The sequence below is a fragment of the Buttiauxella izardii genome (assembly GCF_003601925.1).
Lineage (GTDB): Bacteria > Pseudomonadota > Gammaproteobacteria > Enterobacterales > Enterobacteriaceae > Buttiauxella > Buttiauxella izardii.
Genome location: NZ_QZWH01000055.1, coordinates 1 through 21411 on the forward strand (window position 1 = coordinate 1; position 21411 = coordinate 21411).

General features: G+C 55.3%; 17 protein-coding genes. 6 read left to right on the plus strand and 11 right to left on the minus strand.

Translation table 11 applies throughout. The features are described 5' to 3' along the window. The 6 genes from D6029_RS19685 to ytfQ all read right to left on the minus strand — a co-directional run. Window positions 1–436, minus strand: a 436-nt coding sequence (locus D6029_RS19685; RefSeq protein WP_244212432.1) for a contractile injection system protein, VgrG/Pvc8 family, incomplete at its 3' end; no start/stop codon positions are given. Between the two features lie 296 nt (window positions 437–732). Further along, on the minus strand, window positions 733–2286 hold the full coding sequence (locus D6029_RS19690) for a methyl-accepting chemotaxis protein (RefSeq protein ID WP_120066389.1): 1554 nt from the start codon (window positions 2284–2286) through the stop codon (window positions 733–735). Window positions 2287–2365: 79 nt separating this feature from the next. Next, entirely contained in the window at window positions 2366–3367 is a 1002-nt protein-coding gene (gene yjfF / locus D6029_RS19695) for a galactofuranose ABC transporter, permease protein YjfF (RefSeq protein ID WP_120066390.1), read from the minus strand. After that, window positions 3354–4385, minus strand: coding sequence for a galactofuranose ABC transporter, ATP-binding protein YtfT (ytfT, locus tag D6029_RS19700; protein ID WP_120066391.1), 1032 nt, complete (start codon window positions 4383–4385; stop codon window positions 3354–3356). Before ytfT ends, yjfF begins: the two co-directional genes overlap by 14 nt. A gap of 11 nt (window positions 4386–4396) precedes the next feature. Beyond that, window positions 4397–5896, minus strand: coding sequence for a galactofuranose ABC transporter, ATP-binding protein YtfR (gene ytfR, locus D6029_RS19705; RefSeq protein ID WP_120066392.1), 1500 nt, complete (start codon window positions 5894–5896; stop codon window positions 4397–4399). 155 nt (window positions 5897–6051) lie between these two features. Next, window positions 6052–7008: a galactofuranose ABC transporter, galactofuranose-binding protein YtfQ gene (gene ytfQ / locus D6029_RS19710; RefSeq protein ID WP_034461239.1), complete on the minus strand. Its 957-nt coding sequence runs from the start codon at window positions 7006–7008 to the stop codon at window positions 6052–6054. A gap of 293 nt (window positions 7009–7301) precedes the next feature. On the opposite strand from ytfQ, the gene ppa reads away from it, so the two are divergent. Next, window positions 7302–7829: an inorganic diphosphatase gene (gene ppa / locus D6029_RS19715; protein WP_120066393.1), complete on the plus strand. Its 528-nt coding sequence runs from the start codon at window positions 7302–7304 to the stop codon at window positions 7827–7829. Between the two features lie 51 nt (window positions 7830–7880). On the opposite strand, the gene D6029_RS19720 is transcribed toward ppa, so the two are convergent. From D6029_RS19720 to tamA, 5 genes are all read right to left on the minus strand, one after another. Beyond that, complete coding sequence (locus tag D6029_RS19720; protein ID WP_120066394.1) at window positions 7881–8231, minus strand: type II toxin-antitoxin system ChpB family toxin; 351 nt, start codon at window positions 8229–8231, stop codon at window positions 7881–7883. Continuing rightward, on the minus strand, window positions 8225–8425 hold the full coding sequence (locus tag D6029_RS22775) for an AbrB/MazE/SpoVT family DNA-binding domain-containing protein (RefSeq protein WP_120066395.1): 201 nt from the start codon (window positions 8423–8425) through the stop codon (window positions 8225–8227). Before D6029_RS22775 ends, D6029_RS19720 begins: the two co-directional genes overlap by 7 nt. A gap of 252 nt (window positions 8426–8677) precedes the next feature. Further along, a complete protein-coding gene (locus tag D6029_RS19730) occupies window positions 8678–9022 on the minus strand; it encodes a gamma-glutamylcyclotransferase family protein (RefSeq protein ID WP_120066396.1) in 345 nt (114 codons plus the stop codon). A 2-nt stretch (window positions 9023–9024) separates the two neighbouring features. Continuing rightward, window positions 9025–12801, minus strand: coding sequence for an autotransporter assembly complex protein TamB (tamB, locus tag D6029_RS19735; protein WP_120066397.1), 3777 nt, complete (start codon window positions 12799–12801; stop codon window positions 9025–9027). Further along, window positions 12798–14531 (minus strand): autotransporter assembly complex protein TamA, encoded by a 1734-nt coding sequence (gene tamA / locus D6029_RS19740; RefSeq protein WP_120066398.1) that lies wholly within the window; start codon window positions 14529–14531, stop codon window positions 12798–12800. The genes tamB and tamA overlap by 4 nt, the downstream gene beginning before the upstream one ends. 225 nt (window positions 14532–14756) lie before the next feature. Between tamA and msrA the strand changes: the two genes are divergently transcribed. From msrA to D6029_RS19765, 5 genes are all read left to right on the plus strand, one after another. Further along, window positions 14757–15395 carry a peptide-methionine (S)-S-oxide reductase MsrA gene (gene msrA / locus D6029_RS19745; RefSeq protein WP_120066399.1) on the plus strand — a complete coding sequence of 213 codons (639 nt, stop codon included), beginning with the start codon at window positions 14757–14759 and terminating at the stop codon, window positions 15393–15395. 149 nt (window positions 15396–15544) lie between these two features. Continuing rightward, the gene (gene hflK / locus D6029_RS19750) at window positions 15545–17494 is read left to right on the plus strand and encodes a protease modulator HflK (RefSeq protein WP_120066400.1); all 1950 of its coding nucleotides are present in this window, start codon (window positions 15545–15547) and stop codon (window positions 17492–17494) included. Beyond that, complete coding sequence (hflC, locus tag D6029_RS19755; protein ID WP_120066401.1) at window positions 17491–18474, plus strand: protease modulator HflC; 984 nt, start codon at window positions 17491–17493, stop codon at window positions 18472–18474. The genes hflK and hflC overlap by 4 nt, the downstream gene beginning before the upstream one ends. Next, a complete protein-coding gene (locus D6029_RS19760) occupies window positions 18467–19513 on the plus strand; it encodes an SPFH domain-containing protein (RefSeq protein WP_120066402.1) in 1047 nt (348 codons plus the stop codon). Before hflC ends, D6029_RS19760 begins: the two co-directional genes overlap by 8 nt. Continuing rightward, the gene (locus D6029_RS19765; protein WP_120066403.1) at window positions 19510–21408 is read left to right on the plus strand and encodes a heavy metal translocating P-type ATPase; all 1899 of its coding nucleotides are present in this window, start codon (window positions 19510–19512) and stop codon (window positions 21406–21408) included. The genes D6029_RS19760 and D6029_RS19765 overlap by 4 nt, the downstream gene beginning before the upstream one ends. Window positions 21409–21411 lie beyond the last annotated feature (3 nt).

Sequence of the window (21411 nt, forward strand, 5' to 3'; positions counted from 1 at the left end):
CAGAACTCACGCTCAGGATGCGGGCGGCGGAACAGCGTGTCTGGGTGCGGATATCCATTTCTTTAAGCAGCTTCGCAAAAATGTACGCGATGTCGTAGTTCTGAAAGCTGCGGCAGTTCTGACGTTGTGAACTGCGCCAGAACTCGGGGTGGACGGTCATGGTGTACAGCGTCTGGTGTTTGCCGGTGTCGCCCTGTTCGCAGAAGGTCACAATGCCGCACACCCGGCGCTGAAGGGTTTCCCCCTGCCAGATGGTGAGGGTGGCCATTTCGTCGAGTACCTGTTTAAAGCCAATCGCCGGGTCGTTACAGGCGACGGTGATATCCAGACGAAACAGAGAAGAAAGGGACTGCTTAAGGGTAAAGCCCACCACAGCGAAGGTTTCAGCCGGAGTCCGGCCAGCGGTGAAGATAAAGCGTGTGCCATCTGAAGCCATGATGGAAGTCCTTTCCTGTCCGTGGAGTTATTGACCAGAACGTATGGTTGAAGCACAACCATCACGCGTATAAATATAATAAAATCAACAATATATTAGATGTGAAAGATAAATTGGGAACGAGGGAGTGACTGCGACGAATGTCACAAAACCAGAAATAGGAAAGCGTACAAGGTGGATGAGGAATTCAGGATAAGAACTGCCGGATGACGCTTCGCTTATCCGGCCTACTTTTGCTCTCCCTCTCCTTCAAGGAGAGGGGCGGGGCGGGGCGGGGTGAGGATGGATTTACGGAATTAACACCGAAACGTCGCCATCGCTGCGACTAAATGCTGCGATTGCTCTTCAAGGGAACGCGTGGCCGCTGTTGATTCCTGAACCAATGCCGCATTTTGCTGCGCCGCTTCGTCCATCTGGCTGACCGCGATATTTACCTGCTCGATACCGTAACTTTGCTCGTTCGATGCGTTAGCGATTTCACTGACCAGCCGCGTCATGCGCATCACTTCCTCGGCGATTTCATCCATCGTTTCACCGGCTTGCTGCGCCAGTTCACGGCCTTCGCCGACGTGGTTTTGCGAGTCTGAAATTAATGTGCGGATCTCTTTGGCGGCGTCGGCGCTGCGGCTGGCGAGCGTGCGAACTTCTCCCGCTACCACCGCAAATCCGCGCCCTTGTTCACCGGCTCGCGCCGCTTCTACCGAGGCGTTCAGCGCCAGGATATTGGTCTGGAAAGCGATGCCATCGATAACGCTGAGGATGTCGGCGATGCGATCCGAACTACTGGAGATATCGCGCATTTTTTCAATCACATAGCAGACCATTTCGCTGCCGCGATCGGCGGTATCAGAAACGTCTTTCGCCAGCTTATGCGCCTGCTCGGCGTTGTCGGCGTTCTGTTTCACCGTCGCGGTAATTTGCTCCATGCTGGCAGCGGTTTGCTCCAGAGAAGTCGCTGTGGATTCAGTACGTTGCGCAAGATTCTGGTTGCCCGCCGCCAGTTCACGGCTGCCGGTGTCGATTTGCGAACTGGCGTCGCGCACGCGGCTGACCGATTCCATCAGGGAGTCGCGCATCACGGTAATCGCCGCTGCAAGACGACCAAATTCATTATTTCCCGCCGCAGGAAGTGGCTGCGTTAAATCCCCTTTGGCGACAAATTCCAGTTGCTCAATCGACTGGTTCAACGGCTTAAGCAGTAAATGGCGCAGCGCCAGCCACACCAGCACGATGATCCCGGCGGTGAGCAAGGCCGCAATAATAATCAGCGTCAGCACGATGGTTTTGTGCAGTTGCACTGCCGCCACTTCGCTGTTGCCGCGCTGCTCGCCCCACTGTTTGAAAATCTCCACGTCGGTATCAAACTTTTGCGACAACGGGATCAGCGTGTGCTCAAGCAGGTCGTAGTAATCATCGGGGCTTTGTTTGGTCAGAGCGGCGAGCATCGGGTTGATACCTTTTGCGAGGTAGTCCGCATAACTCTGCGATAAGTTTTGAATCAGGCGATTGCCTTCTTCGTCGCCGACGCCGCTGTCGATAAATTCTTTGAGTTGTTGCTGCGCGGCCGTGACGTCACTGGCGACGTAATCCGTCGATTTAGTGGCATCATCCAGCAGGCCGATTTCCATCTGCCGAACCGCCTGCCCGGCACCATTACGCGCACGCAGCAAAGAGACATAGCCATCCGACAAGCGCACCATCTGCTCGCCCTGTAGGCTATTGATTTTCTGGAGTGAAGTGGAGCTTTGTTGCAGAGCGTAAATGCCCATGCCGCTGACAAATAACAACAGGAAGGTCATCACTGCCAACAGCGTCAGCAGCCCCGTGCGAATAGACAAATTTTTCAACATGCTCTTTTCCCGGTGACAAAACGATAGAAACGATGGAGATGTTATCGACCGTCACCGGGTAAACATTAGGCAAAGCGGTTCAGCTTTGACCGGGCGTTACGTTAATGCGCTTCACTGGCGAGCTTTGGCGGTTTTCCCACAGCACCGTCAGACCGCGTTGCAGGGCGATGAAAATGAACAGCAAAATGCCGATAGCGATTTTCGTCCACCAGGAACTAAGCGTGCCGTCAAAGTTAATGTAGGTCTGGATAAGTCCCTGAATCGCCACACCAAAGAGCGTGCCGAGCACCGTTCCAACTCCTCCGCTTAACAGCGTGCCGCCGATAACGACGGAGGCAATCGCATCCAGCTCAACACCCATTCCCGCCAGCGCGTAACCCGCTGAGGTATATAGCGAAAAGACGATTCCGGCGAGTGTCGCAAGCCCGGTGGAAAGCATGTAAATACGCACTGTGGTGCTGCGCGTGGAAATCCCCATCAGGTTTGCGGAAGTGGCATTGCCGCCAATCGCGTAAACCTGGTTGCCAAAGCGGGTGCGGTGCGCGAGGAAAATCCCGATCACCACCACGGCTAACATCAACAAGCCCATCGCACTTAACCGCCCGCCACCAGGAATGCGCCAGGCCAGATTGGAAAGCGTATCGTAAATCGGGTGATCAATCGGAATCGACTCTTCCGACACCAGATAACTCACCCCTCGCAGGAAGAACATGCCCGCCAGCGTGATAATAAACGCCGGGATTTTTAGCGCATCGATAAGCAACCCCATAAATGCGCCGAACGCGCAGCCCATCACCAGCACCAGCGGGAAGGCCACCAGCGGCGAAAGCCCCCAGAAACCAATCGCTTTTGCGAGGAATACCCCAGTAAACGCGATCACCGAGCCGACGGAAAGATCGATGCCACCGGAGAGGATCACAAAAGTCATGCCGACGGCGATGATCCCGAGAAATGCGTTATCAGTCAGAATGTTGCAAATCACTCGCGTGGACGCAAAACCGGGGAATTGCGTCAGGCAGTACAGATATCCCAGCACAAACACCGCCAGGGTAATCATCAACGGTAAGTTACGTTTGATCATGGCGACGGAGTCCTTTGAGCAGAGCAATAAAACGCGGCGACTGAACGATCAGCACGCACATCACGACCACCGCTTTCACCACCTGGTTGAGCTCAGGCGGGAAGCCGGAGAGCAAAATACCGGTGTTCATCCCCTGGATAATCAGCGCGCCAATCACCGAAAGCGCGATGTTAAAGCGCCCACCCATCAGCGAGCCGCCACCGATCACCACCGCCAGAATGGCGTCCAGTTCCAGCCACAATCCGGCGTTATTAGCATCCGCGCCGCGAATGTCGGCAGCGACAATAATCCCGGCAATCGCTGCACACAGGCCACTTAATACGTAAGTTAGCATCACGACAATGCGCGTATTTACCCCGGCATTTTTCGCCGCGCGAATGTTAATCCCCACGGATTCAATAAACAGGCCCAGCGCGGTTTTGCGGGTAAACAGCCAGAAAATCAGCAGCGTTGCCAGCACGATAATCACGGGCGTCGGGAAGAAGAACAGCGAACCGCTGCCAAGATACGAGAGGTTTGGCGAGTTGAACGTGACGATTTGCCCGGCGGTAATCAACTGCGCCACGCCGCGCCCGGCGACCATCAGAATCAGCGTGGCAACAAACGGCTGAATTTTCAGGATGGCGACCAGAATCCCGTTCCACAAACCCGCCAGCACACCGACGCCCAGCGAGGCCAGGATCACCACCGTCAGGCTGTGGCCGTCAACGGTGAGCGTTGCCGCCGTGGCTCCGGCAATCGCCATCACCGCACCCACGGAAAGATCGATGCCGCCGGTTGCGATCACCAGCGTCATACCAATCGCCAATAATGCGACCGGTGCCGCACGGTTAAGAATGTCTATTGGGCTGCCGAACAGCCGCCCGTTTTGCACTACGATATCGAAGAAATGGTTGGCGACCAGGCTGTCGACCAACAGCACCAGCACCAGCGCGACTAACTGCGGAATACCCGGCGGCCAGCGAAAACTTCGCTTCGGCTTTTCGGCATCCACTTGCGGCAATGAACGAGACATCACGTTTTACTCCTTTATGCCGCAATGGCATTCATAATTGCCGATACGGAAAGCTCGTCGAGCGGGATCTCCGCCACTTGTTGCCGGTCGCGCATGATGATCACGCGATCCGCATAACCCACCAGCTCCTCCAGTTCGGAAGAGATAACCAGCAGCGCCAGGCCATCGGCGCAGAGTGTTTCGATCAGACGGATGATTTCTGCGTGTGCGCCGACGTCGATGCCACGCGTCGGTTCGTCGAGGATCAGGAACTGCGGTTTGGTCAGCAGCCAGCGTGAGAGCAGCACTTTTTGCTGATTGCCGCCGGAGAGAAATTCAATCGGTTGATCCGGGCCAGGCGTGCGAATCCCCAACTGGCGGATAAAGCGTTCGGCTATCTGGTATTGCTCCCGTTTCGGGATCGGGCGCAGCCAGCCGCGCTGGGCCTGCAACGCCAGAATGATGTTTTCGCGCACCGAGGCGGCGGCAATAATGCCGTCGGTTTTGCGATCTTCCGGGCAAAAACCGATGCCCAGCGACGAGGCTTTGTGTGGCGATCGTAAGTTTTGCGGTTTGCCTTTGATCCACGCATTACCGCTGTCTGCGGGCTTGATCCCAAAAATGACTTCGGCGGTTTCGGTTCGGCCCGATCCTAACAAACCCGCCAGGCCAACGATCTCACCTGGGCGAACTTCTAAATCAAACGGATTGATCACCCCTTTCTTGCCGAAATCTTTAAACGCGGCGACCGGTTTGTCGCTCAGTAAGGTGCGGCCTGCGCGGTTCAGCGCGTTGGATTCCAGTTCGCGCCCGAGCATCATTTTCACCAGTTCGATCTGCGGCAGATCTTTAGTTGCCCGCGTGCCGACGAACATGCCGTTACGCAGCACGGTGATGCGATCGGTGACTTCGTAAACCTGATCGAGAAAGTGAGTGACGAAAATCAGGCTGACGCCCTGGTCGCGCAACTGGCGCATCAGGGTGAACAGCATTTCGACTTCTTTGGTGTCGAGGCTGGCGGTGGGTTCGTCGAGGATCAGTACTTTGGCGGAGAGATCGATCGCCCGGCAAATAGCGACGATTTGCTGCATCGCCACGGAATAGCGGTTGAGCGGCTCGGCGACATCCAGTGAGAAACCGTAGGATTCCATCAGGCGCGTGGCCCGCTTTTCCATCTCTTTGCGTTGTAAAAACCCAAAGCGGCGCGGCTCGCGGCCAATAAACAGGTTATCCGCCACCGACATATTTGGCAGCAGGTTCACTTCCTGGTAGACGGTGCCGATGCCAAGCTGTTGCGCATGAGCGGTGTTTTTCGGTGAGATCAATTCACCTTCAAGGTAAATGTTGCCGCTATCGCGTTGATAAACTCCGGTTAGCGCTTTGATAAGCGTGGATTTACCCGCGCCGTTTTCACCGAGCAGCGCCATGATTTCGCCGCGATTGAGGCTGAAATCCACTTTATCGAGCGCTTTGACCCCGGGGAAATGTTTGGTTAAGCCTTCCGTGCGCAGAATTTCCTGATTGTTTGTGTTCATTAAATCACCCTCACCCCGGCCCTCTCCCTGAGGGAGAGGGGGAAAACAAAATCAACACCACTCTCGATCCAATCCCCTCTCCCTCAGGAGAGGGAGAAAACTGATCCAGTCCCCTCTCCCTCAGGGAGAGGGTTAGGGTGAGGGTGGTTTACACCTTAGTAGCCCATCGATTTTTTCTTCTCGAGCTCTTCTTTTGCGGTATCCGGGAGATACAACGTTGATTTAGTAATAGTCACTTTTTCCGGCATGGTGCCGTCTTTCTTGAACTTCTCGAGCGCGTCAAATGCCGGGCCTGCCATGTTTGGCGTCAGCTCTACGCTGGCGTTCGCTTCGCCATCGATCATTGCTTTATAGATATCCGGCACGCCGTCGATAGAACCGGTCAGGATGTCTTTGCCTGGTTTCAGGCCCGCTTCTTTGATGGCCTGAATGGCCCCGATCACCATGTCATCGTTATGCGCGTAAACCATGCAGATATTTTTGCCGTTGTTCTCGGCTTTGATGAAGCTCTCCATGACTTCTTTCCCTTTGCTGCGGGTAAAGTCGCCAGACTGGGAACGAATGATTTTCACGTTAGACGCTTTGGAAATCGCATCGGCAAAGCCTTTCTTACGGTCGATTGCCACGCTCGCGCCCACGGTGCCTTGCAGCTCAACGACATTACATTGTTTGCCGTTCAGCTCTTTGAGCAGCCACTCGCCAATCAACTGACCTTCCAGCACGTTGTTGGCGGTCACCACCGTCATGTACAGCGATTTGTCTTTCACATCGATATTACGGTCGAGCAGGAATACCGGGATTTTTGCCTCTTTTGCTTCTTGTAATACAGGCTCCCAACCCGTGGCGACGATTGGCGCGATGAAGATTGCGTCTACGCCCTGGGCGATAAATGAACGGACTGCTTTAATCTGGTTTTCTTGTTTTTGTTGTCCATCAGCGATTTTCAGCGTGATGCCACGTTTCTGAGCTTCGCTCTTTGCAACCGACGTTTCTGCCGCACGCCAGCCGGATTCAGATCCTACTTGCGAAAATCCGACCGTTAACGGAGCCGCTATCGCCATAGACGACATAGCGGCGGAGACAGCAGAGACCAAAAGTAAGCGCTTCCACATAGGTACATCCTCGTAGGTTTATTGTTGGGTAATTTCTGACCTTCGAAAAAACTATAGACGACGTGTGAGGTAACAAAATGAGTTACATCACAATTCAAACAACTCACTAGCATCTTTGTAACCGCTTACACATCCTTATAAAGGAAACGGCTATGTTTATGGATTTTCCCGTTGTCGGAGGGCTCTGAAAAGGGCGTTGGGGCAAAGACGGGGGCAAAAAGAGGCGGAGACATTTAAATCGAGTTAGCTATAATACCGGGCACTTGAATGACACCAGTTTAAAGGAAAAAGACATGAGCTTACTCAACGTCCCTGCGGGCAAAGATCTGCCAGAAGACATCTACGTTGTTATCGAAATCCCAGCAAACGCTGACCCTATCAAATATGAAATTGATAAAGACACCGGCGCGCTGTTCGTTGACCGTTTCATGTCCACCGCAATGTTCTATCCGTGCAACTACGGCTACATCAACCACACCCTGTCTTTAGACGGTGACCCGGTTGACGTTCTGGTTCCAACTCCATACCCACTGCAACCTGGTTCTGTGATTCGTTGCCGTCCAGTTGGCGTGCTGAAAATGACTGACGAAGCGGGCGAAGATGCCAAGCTGGTTGCGGTTCCGCACACCAAACTGAGCAAAGAATACGATCACATCAAAGATGTGAACGACCTGCCAGAACTGCTGAAAGCGCAGATCTCCCACTTCTTCGAGCAGTACAAAGCGCTCGAAAAAGGCAAATGGGTTAAAGTTGAAGGCTGGGACGACGCAGCAGCAGCGAAAGCTGAAATCATCGCCTCCTTCGAGCGCGCTAAGAAGTAATTCTCGCCTCGCTGAATGCTTGTGAAAACACCGCCAATTGGCGGTGTTTTTTTATGCCGCAATAGCCTGAAGACGCATCAACGTTTCTTCGATTATTTCAACTGGCGCAACCTCAATTTTACGTGCGCCTCGTGATATCAAATCGAGAGACTTCACATGATTGACCAACACAACCCCGCTAATATCCGTGCCACTTCCGCTCAGTGATACGGCAAAACCTGCCATTCTGGCAAAGCTTCCGCCCTGAGAAATCGGAGCAACCAATGCCAGACCACAGCGGTTAAAGGCTCTTGTCGATAAAACCAGGGCGGGTCGATTCGCTCCCTGCTGTTCGTGGCCTATGGCGGGTTCAAAACTCATGAGGATGATATCCCCACGCTCAAATCCTTTACGAGTCACCATATTTCTTTACCCACCGGACGCAAATTCCCCCAAACCTCTTCTTCAGTCACCACCGGGGCATTCATGTCACATTGCGCCAATAACTCATCAAGGGTGTAACGCCTTGGAGCGGGTTCTGTTCTGCCACTTTCTCTCTGCGCATTTCGCTTCACCTGCGGTTCAGATTTGCCGATAGCAGTCCCTGGAATATCCATATTTACGTGGTTCCTCTGTTTTTCTGGAAACTATAAGAATACTTATTAAGCCATCAGGTTTAATTTCTCACCTTAAACAGCCACCGTTATAGTCCTGGTAAGAAATAGATACCAGTGCGGAAAATGACCGAACGTGAAATCTGGAATGTAATTTCCAAAAAATAAGAAACCGCGGTGAGAACAGACAAAAAGATGCGAGAGCCCTCGCAAAGAGAAACGGCCACTCGAATGAGTGGCCGTTTGGGGAATGAACTAGTACTGGTCTTTATCCAGCCAGTCCCCGCTTTCGATGCGGGTTAAGCCGTCTACCGGCCTTTGGTAAACGTACATCCACGCACTGCCGTATGGGGTTTGAATGAGCTGGCGTTTGTATTCCCCGCCTTTGGTGCGCAGAGCATCCAGCTCAGAGAGTGTGGACGCATCAATTCGATACACTTCACCGACCACGGAACCTTCACCCTGGACGACGCCCGGATAATGGCCGAGGCTGTACAAAGCGTAGTTTTCGACGTGATGCTCCCCGAGCCACTGGGCGTTTGTCATCCAGTGGCTGTTACCTTGCTTGCGTCTTAAACTGCCGTAAACAAATATTCGCATTGCTAAAACTCAAACTGATAAAGCAGATCAAGTGCCTGATCGATACCAGACACCGCTTCCAGATATAGCTTAGGCATCAGGCGATAACGCAGTGTTAGTGTCGCCAATGAGTCAAAAATTCCCACGCCATATTTCACCTGGAGACCTGGCAGTACATAGCCACTTACTACCACTTGTGAGGAATCCCCCACCCCTGCGGTATCAAGCGCCAGATTGCTTACGCCAAACGTCTCGCCGATTTTACCCACAACCTGACCACTTTGTGCAACCCCCAGGCCAACAAGCATTGACGTCATGGCGTTGCCATCGTCGCCAGAATTGTCTAAACCTTGCCCGCGAAGCAGGTAGGACAAGGCTTCCTGCTGAGACATGGCTGGGTCTGAAAATATCTCAGCTTTTGGTTCATCGGCCGATCCAGTGACGCGAACACCGGCAATAACGTCGTTTTCTGTCGCTTCCGGGTTACGTATCGCTTCGATATTCAGCAAAGGTTGGTCCGGTGGGCCGGAGAATAACAGCTCGCCTTTGCGCACAATCAGATCCTGGCCGTAAGCGTGGAAGCGCCCTTCCGGAATATTGATTTGCCCGTTAAGACCTAAGCCCTGGCGATCCTGCACCATTTTCAAATCGCCGCTTAAACGCGCTTTCAGGCCGAACGCATCCAGACGCACATTGTTGCCAACGTGAATCACGAGATTACTGTTGATTGGAATGCCCGCCGTTTGCGGCTTAACCGGCTTCAGGTCTTTATCCAACATCACTTCATCGCTGGAAACGCCGACCGAACTTTCCGGCACTTCATGCACCACAATGCGCGCCCACGGAATATCGACGCTGCCATCCAACGTGAACAAGCTTGGTGTAGCGACAAACTCAACGTCCGGCGACACATCAAGGCGCACCATCGGTGGCACGGTAATGCGTACCTTGTTGCCCTTCGCCGCCACGCGCGCGCGCCAGTTGTCGAGTTGCGCCCAGTCCGCATCACCGCTCAGCGCAATATCACCCTGTTTCGTGCGCACGGTTCCAGCAAGCGTGGAATTCATGCCGTTAAAGTTCATGGCGACCTGGCTTGGCTGCATATCAAACGGCATAAAGTTGCCGTCAATATCTATGCCGTTAAGCTGCAACTGACCGAATATTTGCGGTCTTTCTGCATTGCCCGCTAGCCGCAAGTTGGCGTTAAGCTTCCCGGCGGCTTTTTCCCCACGCGCAAATACCGCGTTGGCGATAGCCAAATCAAAGTTGCGCATATTCACATTACCGGCCAGGTTGCGGCGGTTTTGTGGATCGGTGATTTGCACCTGGCCGTCGAACTGGCCGTTCTGCGCAACACGAATCAACCAGCCCAGTTTCGCCTGGTTGTTTTTAAGTTCAGCATTGAGATTGAGCGTGTCGAACGCCACCAGTAGCGGGCTGTCGTTCACCATTTGCGTGACTTTCACGCCGTTGCCCGTGAGCGTAACGGAGCCTTGCGGCAAGCCTTCGGATTCCGCATCCCAGCTGACATCCGCACGCCCACTGAACGTTCCCACCGCCTGCGTATCCGCTGGCATAAACGGTTTGAGCATCGCCAAATCAAAACGGTTCAGATTGACCAACGCCCGCCCTTTTGCGCCCGCATCAATCGGCTGTGGCACGCAAAGTTCGGCATTCGGGTTCGTCCAGCAATGCGCGCCAATATTGATTTTCTGCTCTTTGTTGCGGTAATCGAGCGCCAGTGCGCGGTTGAGCGACCACGGCCCAACCGGCGTTTCAAAGCGTGTATTGCTGAGATTGCCGCGCCAGCGTTCTTCTGCGCGGTCAAAGCTGCCGCTTAAATCAAGCTGCCCGGAAACCGGCTCGCCCTGAATGCGCAGTTGCAGTTGATGCTGTTTTTCAGAGCCTTTTGCGGCAAGCGTCACAAGACTAAGATCCACACCCGGCTGGGAAATCCGCTCAACGCGCAAGTCCAGGTTCCCGGCGATTTGATCGGTGGATTTCACGTCCCCTTTCAACAACACGCGGGCAATGGAAAGTTCCTGCCAGCGCAGGTTGTTAGCGGTGAGATCCGCCAGTAGCTGCGGCGCTTTCACCTCGCCGCGCACTTTAATCGTGCCTTTCGCGGTGCCACCTAAACCCGGTAACGCGTTGTCGAGATTTGGCGCATCAATGGTGGCATCCAGTGCCAAATCTTTCTGGCCGAGTTCGCCTTTCACATCCGCACTGTTGCGCCCCAGTTCAAGGTGCAGGCCAGGGATTTTCCACTGCATGTAGCTGTTGCCGTTGAGTTTCCCGGCGACATTCACTTTGTTATTTTTGACGTTACCCGCCAGTTTCAGCTCAGAAACATCCACCTGCCAGGAGCCGCCGTACAAACTGCCGCTGGTTTTCACCAGGCCGTCGAGTTTGGCAGGCCAGTCCGGGAACTGCTTCGCGGTGTTGATATCGTCGAGTTTCAGCTCGCCGCGCCAGCTAATCGCTTTGCTCCAGTCGAGCACCGCTTTCAGGTCGGTGTTGCCCTGCAAGGCGGCGATGCGCAGTTTATCGAGATTGAGCTGCTGTTCGTTGCCTTTACTGTCCAGCGTGATGGTGGCGGGCGGGATTTGCTCGCCCTTCACATCGGTGCGGAATGACAGCGTGTAGTCGGTCATTTTGCCGCTGAATTTCAGCTTGAGGTTATCGGCCTGATATTCTTTTTTGCCGGTAAACGGCCAGTAAAGCTGTTTGCTGACCACTTCGAGATTGAGCGGCAAACCGGCTTCGGCAAGCTGCGTATGGGCGGTGAGTTCCATATCCACCGGGCCGGAGAGATTCATGCCGACTTTCAGCACATCGCGCAGCTCGCCGCCGATTTTCATCTTCACCTTTTCGCCTTTAATCGGGTCGATATTGAGCGTGGTGTTTAAGGTGAGATCGACCGGCCATTTGTCGCGCAGTTCCGCGCTGCCCGTGGCGTTGACGATGCCTTGAGAAGAATCGACATCCAGCGCATCAAGCTTCAGAGAACCGTCGATACTGCTGACTTTCAGCAACAGGCTGCTGACCAGCAAATCGGTGTCGCCCGTCAGGCGCAATGCCGATCCCCGGAACTCCTGAATATTCAGGTTCAGCGGTAGATGCACATCGGTCATTTCTGGCAAAACTGGCTTTTCAAATAGCTGTTTGAGCGTTTCGCCCAGCGGCAACTCTTCCGGTTGCGGGTTTTGAATTTTCGGCTCGACCACTTGTTCTTGCGCCACTTTGGCGACTTTCGGCAACGCTATCAGCAACCCTTCCAGATTGGTCGGCGTGACAGTCAAATTGCGCTCTTGCCAGTTCAGGCCCGAGGTAAATTCCATCACCGAAACGGTGGTGTTATCAATCTTGATATTGACGTTATTAAGCGCCACGCGGCTTAACGTAATCGGGTACGGCGTGGTGAGATTAAGCGGGCCGGTATCTTCTTCTTGAACAGGAGCCGACGGCGGCATCTTTTTGCTGTCGATAACCACGTCGATATCTTTGAGCGAGAGATTATTCACGCACAGGCTGCTGTCGCGCAGGCAACCGAGTTTTACCGCAAGGTTCACTTCCCCCGCGCGCACGTCCACGCCCGGTTGTTCGTAGCGCAGACCTTTGATGGTCAGATTGCGCCAGCCACCGGTGACGCTGGCGATATCTAAGCCAGGCACCCAACGGTTCGCGGCATTAAATAAGACGTGCAGCCCGGTGGTTGTCCCCACCAGGAAGCCCACTGCGCCAATCAGCAGCACTACAAACACCAACACCGCGAGGCTTATCTTCTTCCAACGACTCATAGTTCAGGCCCCAAACCGATGTAAAACTGCACGCCATGCTCTTCTTTATCTGCCACCGGAACGGCGAAATCGAGCTTGATTGGCCCAACGGGTGACTGCCAGCGCACGCCAACACCCGCGCCAGTTTTAAAGTTGCTCTGTTTGATATCGTTAACCGCTTCGCCGGAATCGACGAACACCGCGCCCCACCATTTCCCGGTCACGTTGTACTGATATTCCAGCGAGCCGGTCAGCATTTTGGAGGCACCGGTCAGCTCGCCTTTATCGTTTTCCGGGGAGATAGATTTGTAGGAATAGCCGCGAATACTGCGGTCACCACCGGCAAAGAAACGCAAGTCTGGCGGCACTTTGTCGAAGTTATTGGTTTCAATCCAACCGACGTTGCCACGCACCACAAAACGGTTTTTTTCCTGCAATGTCCGAATCCAGACTTGTTGCGCCTGCACGACGGCGAAGTCCACATCGGAACCCCACATGGTGTCAGAAACGTCAATCGAGTAGCGTTGTGAATCGCCCCAGGTTGGCATCAAACCGCCGCGTGAACGGGTGCGGTTGAGGCTCACGCCCGGATATAGCAGCATCGTGGTGTTGGTGACGTCTGCCTGGGTAAAGTGGTCGAGGCTCCAGCGCAGGTTGATAGCGTGCTGCCAGCCGCTGGATAAATCCCAGTAGCGCGAGACGGCAAGCGTGGTGGAGTCTGACTTGGTGTCGTTCAGGTCGGTGGCTTTAAAGCCGCCCTGCACCAGATAATATTGTTCGAGCGGGTTTTTCAGCAGCGGCATTTTGTAGCTGAAATCGAAAATCTGTTCCGGCGCTGACAGGCTGATGCTGCTGGTCAGGCTGTGGCCGTAGGAGTTCATCCACGGTTTTTTCCACGAGGCTTTCACTCGTGGCCCAACGTCGGTGGAATAACCCACACCGGTTTCGATGGTGTTTTCGGTGCGCGGTGAAACCACACCGTGCAGCGGCAATATTTTGGTTTTGCGCGCTTCGTCGAATTCTGGTGCAACAACCACGGAATTAAACCAACCAGTGGCTGACAAACGACGGTTCAACTCGGCCAAATCTTTCGACTGGTAATAGTCGCCCTGCTTAAACGGCACGAGGTTTTGCAGGTATTCTTCGCGGATTTGCGAGCCTTCAAACGTTACGGCACCAAAACGGTAACGCTCACCGCTGTTGTAATCGATATCCCAGAACGCCTGGCGGCGCTCAAGCGACACGCCGAGCTGGCTTTTGGTGAACTCGCTGTCGAAATAGCCTTTGCGCACGGCAATGTTGGAGAGATCTTTTTTGAAACTGTCGTAATCATGATGATTGAGAATGGTGCCGATCTTTGGGCGTTCGCCCAGCAGCGCGATGTAGTCTTTATCATCACGCGCGCCGCCGCGCAGGATCACATCGGTGCCGCCAATTAAAACCGGCGGGCCGGGATCGACTTTGGCGATCAAAACCTGGCGTCCTTTGGCTGGCGGTGGACGCAGGTCGAAATCAATCGTTGGCTCGTAATAGCCGAGCGCTTTCAGACCATTACGAATAGCATCGTCCACGCGGGCACGGAAACGCCTGTCCGGCGTCACTTCATCACTCTGGATGGTAGAAAGCTGAGCGCGAACGTTTTTTTGTAGTTCGCCGCTTAGCCCATCAACCTGTAAACGCACGTTGGCAGCTCCGGCCCACGTACTCACCAGGCACAGACAAGCCGAGCAAATAATACGGATTCGTGGCACGTTTTCTCCTGAATATCCTTGTTCCCACCCCTGGAAGGAAACGTTTAGCCGCCCTTAGGCTTAACAAAACCCCAACAATTGGGGTTGAAAATCGCACAATAACCCAAATAATTCTTATATGTACTGTAGTCTCATACAGAGGACTTATTGTCTGCAATAACACGCCTCGTTACAACCGCATGGCGGTTGTTGTTAAATTTAGTCAATATCGGGAGATCACGACTGATGAAATTATTTGAGAAAACCCATCCCGTGACACAGTCTGAAGCCCTGCCTGGTCGCAATACCCCGATGCCAATCGCCACGCTGCATGCGGTTAATGAGCATTCAATGACAAATGTACCAGATGGCATGGAAATCGCTTATTTTGCGATGGGTTGTTTCTGGGGCGTTGAACGTTTGTTCTGGCGACTACCGGGGGTTTATAGCACCGCAGCAGGATACGCCGGAGGTTTTACGCCGAATCCGACCTACCATGAAGTGTGTAGCGGCATGACCGGGCACACGGAAGCGGTGCGCGTGGTTTATGACCCGCAAGTCGTGAGCTACGAAGAGTTGCTGCATGTGTTCTGGGAAAATCATGACCCGGCACAAGGCATGCGCCAGGGCGGCGACACCGGCACACAATACCGCTCCGCGATTTATCCACTGACGCCAGAACAGGATTCCGCAGCCCGCGCCAGTGTTGAACGCTTCCAGCAAGCGATGAATATTTCCGGCGACGATCGCAAAATCACCACCGAAATCGCCAACGCTGGGCCGTTCTATTACGCCGAAGACGACCACCAGCAATACCTGCATAAAAACCCGTATGGCTATTGCGGCATCGGCGGCATTGGTGTTTGTTTGCCACCAGAAGACTAAATCCCTTCCCAGGTCGGATAGGCGCTAGCGCCTTCCGACAAAACCACCCCCCATTTGTACAAACGGTTACCCGCGCTGCGTTTACGGATTATTCATCTCCGTGATATGTTATATGATAACAATTCAACCTCAGCGACACCGCCTTTCCAATGACTGAACCCACGCAATCTTCGCCGTTTAGCTCTCAGGCTCGATATTCTTTAGCGTCCTCGCAGGCCCTGCTCGCCGCAAGAGTGGTTTTCGGGTTAGGTGCAGCGATTTTTTTGATGCTGGTTATGGCGCTGCTCGCGCATATTTTCGAGTCATCTTCCCGCTGGCCTGCGCTGTTAAGTAGCAACGCCGCCGTGCTGATTTTGTTAGCTGTCGCATGGTATAACGCCCAGCGAATTTGCCAGTGGCGTGGGAATATCTTCGCGCCAGTGCTCAAACCTGAAGACGCCGCAGAAACCGAACCTTTGCCAATGATTTATCAGCGGCTTGGCGCACTCATTCCCATAAGCTTCAAACGTTTTGGAGCGTTGCTCACCAGCGATGGAATTGGGCTGGCGGCGATGGCCGCCTTCGTATTGTTTGTCGCGCTTTCGGGCTGGAATAACAATTACGTCGCCCTTGATGAAAGCACTGTGCGTTGGGTGGCGGTCGGAATTATTGCGACGGCGATGTTTGCCACTCTGGTTGCTGAACGTCATTTGGCTGCAACCGCGAGCGAAGCCTGGCCGGAGGCAAAATTCATTGCGCCAATATTACGCCTGGCGCTGGCAGTGCAATTCCTCTCTTTACCGGGGTTAATTTTCCCGACGCTTAACATTGCATTCATCATTAATCTGCCCGCGATTTTAGTGCTGCTGGTGGCGATTGAATTTCTGCTGCGCGGCCTGTTCTCGCTGTTTACGCCGCCAAAAGCGGAAAGTGCGGAACCTGAATATCTGGCAAAAAGCCAACTGGCGGCACAGCTCGTCTGGCCGCCGCGACCGTTGCTGTTTTTACAACACGAAATCCATCAGCACTTTGGCATCGATTTGCGCCAGCTTTGGGCGTTTACGGTCCTGAAGCGCGCATTTCTACCGGTGCTCGCAGTGATGATGCTTTGCGGCTGGTTGTTGACGGGGTTCCAGCAAGTTTCCACCACCCAACGTGGCATTTACGAGCGCTTTGGCAAACCTGTTGCGGTGTTGCCCGCAGGCCTGCATTACGGGCTGCCGTGGCCGTTTGGGCAAGTAATGCTGACGGAAAACGGTCAGGTGCATGAACTGGCCGCCGGAGAAGAACCGGATACCGCATCCGAACCGCTGGCAAGCGCCGAAGGAGCCGCGCCGCAAAGTGCCGATCGCCTGTGGGACGCCGTTCATAGCTTTGATAAAGCACAGATTATCGCCAGCCAAAGCGATGACCAGCAAAGCCTGCAAATCATAAACAGCGACGTGCGTTTTATGTGGCGCATTGGTTTAACCGATAACGCCGCGCTGGCGGCGACTTACCGCAGCAACAACCTGCCCGAGTTGATTCGCAGCACCGCCAACCAGGTTTTGGTGCATCAGTTTTCCTCGCTCACGCTGGAACAATTACTCGGCGAACAGCGCAACGCCTTAGCCAGCCAAATCAACCTGGCGGTGCAGCAAAAACTCAACGATTTACACAGCGGCGTTGAGTTGCTCTCAACCGTGGTCGAAGCCATTCACCCGCCAGCCGGTGCCGCCGATGCGTTTCACGGCGTGCAGGCCGCGCAAATTTCAGCGCAGGCGCTAGTTTCTCGCGAGCGCGGACATGCGGCTGAACTGGCCGCCAGCGCACAAACTAACGCCACAGCCCGCCAGAATCAGGCGCAAATGAATGCCACCGATGTGACCAGCAAAGCGCAGGCCACGGCGGTGCGTTTTGCCGCGCAGAAACAGGCGGTGGCGCAATCCGGCCAGGTGTTCGTCGACGAATTATGGTTTAGCCAGTTGCGCCAGACGCTAGGCCACAGCCCATTGTTGATTATCGACAGCCGTATTGGCGCGGGTTCACCACCGACCATCGACCTGCGCGACTTTCCCTCATTGAACGAAGCAGCGAGGCGTGACGCGCCTTCCAAACCGACACAGGAGTCTTCCCGTTGAGCCATTCACATCAACATGGTTGCAGCCACGGCTGTAGCCACAGCCATCACTCTGATGCGCCAAAAAAGGGCGGCTGGAAGCGCATTGCGGGCGCGGGTTTACTGGTGCTGATCCTCGTCGCGGCAGCCAGCCTGGTGCAGGTTCGCTCCGGCGAATCGCTGATCATTACCCGTTTTGGTAACCCGGTGCGCGTGCTGCTCAATCCCGGACTCGCATGGCGTTTACCCGCGCCGTTTGAGACAGCGACCACCGTAGATTTGCGGATGCGTACTACCTCGAGCGGCTTGCAGGATGTCGGCACGCGTGACGGGCTGCGCATCATCGTGCAGTCGTTTGCCGTCTGGCAGGTGGATAACACGCCGGAACATGTGCAGCGCTTTATGCGCGCCGTACAAAACCAGCCAGACGAAGCCGCTCGCCAGATTCGTGCGTATCTCGGTTCGGCACTGGAAACCACCACCAGCGGTTTTACGCTCTCGCAACTGATCAATACCGACAGCAAAAAGGTGCAGCTCAGCCAGTTTGAACAGCATTTACAGGCGCAAATCAGCCAACCGCTGCTGGAAAGCTACGGCATTCGCTTGGTTCAGGTGGGAACCGAACGCCTGACGCTGCCTGCGGTGACGCTCAACGCCACCGTCGACCGGATGCGCGCCGAACGTGAAACTATCGCGACCGAGCGCACCGCCGAAGGCAAACGCGCCGCCGCCGAAATCCGCTCGGCGGCAGAACGCGACGCACGCATTGTGGAGGCCACAGCGCAGGTTCAGGCCGCCGACATTGAAGCGCAGTCTCAGGCGCAGGCGGCGGAAATTTATGGCAAGGCTTATGCCAGTTCGCCGCAGCTTTACAGCCTGTTGCGCCAGCTTGATGCGCTCAGCGGCGTGGTCAACTCCAGCACCCGCCTGGTGTTGCGCACCGATGCCGCACCGTTCCGCCTGTTAGTGGAAGGGCCGAAACTGGATAAAACCCATGAGTGAGACGCAAACTCCCGCCGGGCCGTGGACGCAATCCATCCGCCTCGCCTTTTACGCGTTGCTCGGACTGACGCTGCTGGCTGCGGCAAGTTGGTTATTCTCCAACGTCCGCCAGATCCCCGCTGATAGCCGCGCCGTGGTGCTGCATTTTGGTGCTCAACAACGCATTGCCGAACCTGGTTTATTACTGAGCTGGCCGAAACCGATTGATGACGTGGTGATGGTGCCCGCGCCTGACCGCGTGATTGAACATCGCGTTAACGCACTTTTGCGTTCGCCGGACGCGCTAAATGCCGACATGCGTGACGATAACAGCAGCGATGCGCTGGCCGGTTCCGGCTATTTGCTGACGGGTGATGCGGGTGTGGTGCAACTGGATATCAGCGTGTTTTACCGCGTCAACAGCCCGATGGATTACGTGTTGCAGGGCGAACATGTGATTCCCGCGCTCGACCGACTCGTTGAACGGGCAGCAGTTGCGGTGTGTTCAGCGCGTGACCTCGATACGATTCTGGTGGCCCGCCCGGAAATGGTCAGCAACGATATGAACGTGGCCCAACAGCGCGAACGCCTGCGTGCCGATGTGCAGCATAACGTTGAGCAGAATCTGCAACGCCTGGCGCAAGCGGGCAGTTCACTGGGAATAACACTTGAGCGCGTCACCGTGCAATCGACGCTGCCTGCAACCACGGTCACCGCGTTTAACGCCGTGCTTACCGCCAGCCAGAAGGCGTCGCAGGCCATCGCCACCGCTAATACCGACGCTTCTTTAATACGGCAAAAATCGACTCAGCTTGCCGACCAAACGCGCCAGACTGCTCAGGCGCAGGCGCGAGAAAAAGTCGCCAAAGCCCAGGCCGATACCGCGATGGTCACTCGACTCGCCAACACCCCACACGACCCGGATCTGCTGGCCCGCGTTTACCGCGAACGCATTGCGGCGATTCTGGCACAGGCCGAATCGGTGATTACCGTTTCCCCGCAAGATGACGCAAACCTGATTCTGCAAGCCGCCGGGCAAAAGGAACCTTCTGCAAAATGAGTACCGATTCTCTCAATCCTGGCAGCGCATTAAGCCACCAGGAACAGCGCCAGATTACCCGCCAATTGATTCTGGCATTGCTCGCAAGCGGCACGTTAATTCTCGGCCTGCTGTGGCGTGGCCTCGCCCCGGAACAAGTCGCCGTGGCGGATATTCTGCTCGGTGCCGCCTCGCTGATGGTCGGTATTCCGGTACTGCGCCATGCCTTTTACAGCCTGCGCTACCCGAGCCTGCACGGCATTACCGACCAACTTGTCGCGCTGGCGCTGATTGGCTCGTGGGCGACGGGGGATTTGCTCACCGCCGCCCTGCTGCCGCTGATTATGACCGTCGGCCATATTCTTGAAGAACGCAGCGTGATGGGTTCGCAAGAGGCGATTGAAGCGCTTGGCAAACTCACCCGCAGCCGGGCGCGGCGTTTTGATGCCGACGGCAATTTGCATGATATCGACAACCACGAACTGGTGGCGGGCGACATCGTGGAAGTGCGTGCGGGCGACCGTTTACCGGCTGACGGGCGCGTGCTGGAAGGCCAGGCGAGCCTCGACACCGCGCCGATTACCGGCGAGTCCGTTCCGCTGGAAGTGAAACCGGGCATGAACGTGTACGGCGGCGCGATTAATCTCGACGGGCGGTTGCGAATTGAAGTAACGCGCACAGGCGAAACCTCAACGCTTGGGCGCGTTATCGCGCTGATGCAAAGCGCGGAACAAGCCAGCCCGCCGATTACTCGTTTGCTGGAACGCCATGCGGCGCGCTATTTGCTGCTGGTTTTACTGATTGCCGCCAGCACGTGGTTTTTAACCCAGAACAACCAGGCGATGCTTGCGGTGCTGGTTGCCGCCTGCCCGTGTGCGCTGGTGCTTTCCGCGCCTGCGACCTCGATTGCCGGGCTGACCGTCGCCGCGCGCCATGGAATTTTGATTCGCGGTGCGGCATTCCTCGAAGAACTCGCCGAACTCAACGCGGTGATTATCGACAAAACCGGCACGCTCACTCACGGCAAACTGCAACTGCATGAATTGCGTCCCGAAGCGGGCGAATCACCGGAAGCTTTGTCGGCACTGGCGGCAAGCCTCGGCGCAACCAGCAATCACCCGGTCAGCCGTGCTTTGGTGAATATCGCCCCGCAAAGCGCGTGGCCGCAGCTTGAAAATGTGCATGAGCATCAAGGGTTGGGCGTTTCAGCCACGACGGCGGAGGGCGAGGCGTTTCTTGGCCGATACGAACTTTTAAAAACTCAGGTCGCAGATTTACCAGATGAACCTTCCCACGACGGGCCGATTGTCGGCCTGCTGCTGGCAGGGCGTTTCCGTGGCTGGATTTTACTCGCCGATAGCCTGCGCCACGAAGCGGCAGAGGCAATGACCGAACTGCGCGACCTCGGGCTGAATCAGCAACTATTACTGACCGGCGACCGTGACGCAGTGGCACAACGCATCGCCAAAAACGTCGGCATCAACAACGTTATCGCAGGCGCGCTGCCCGCCGACAAACTGCACCAGGTCAGCGTGCAAATCGACAACGGCTTCCGGCCAATGGTGGTCGGCGATGGCATCAACGATTCGTTAGCGATAAAAGCTGGCGTCGTCGGCGTGGCGATGGGCGCAGGCGGCTCGGATATCGCCATGGCATCGGCGGATATCGTGTTGATTGGTGGAGACTTACGCCGCCTCGGCACCTGCGTGCGCTTAAGCCGCCGCTGCCGCCGCACCCTGCAAATCAACGTGATGATTGGCCTCGGCTGGACGCTGGTGATTGTCGCCGCTGCGGCTTTCGGCTGGCTCGGCGCATCCGGCGCGGTGATTGCCGCGATATTGCATAATATGAGCACGTTGCTGGTACTGGGCAATGCCGGACGGATATTGCGCTTTGAAGAAAAACTGAGTGGGTGATGG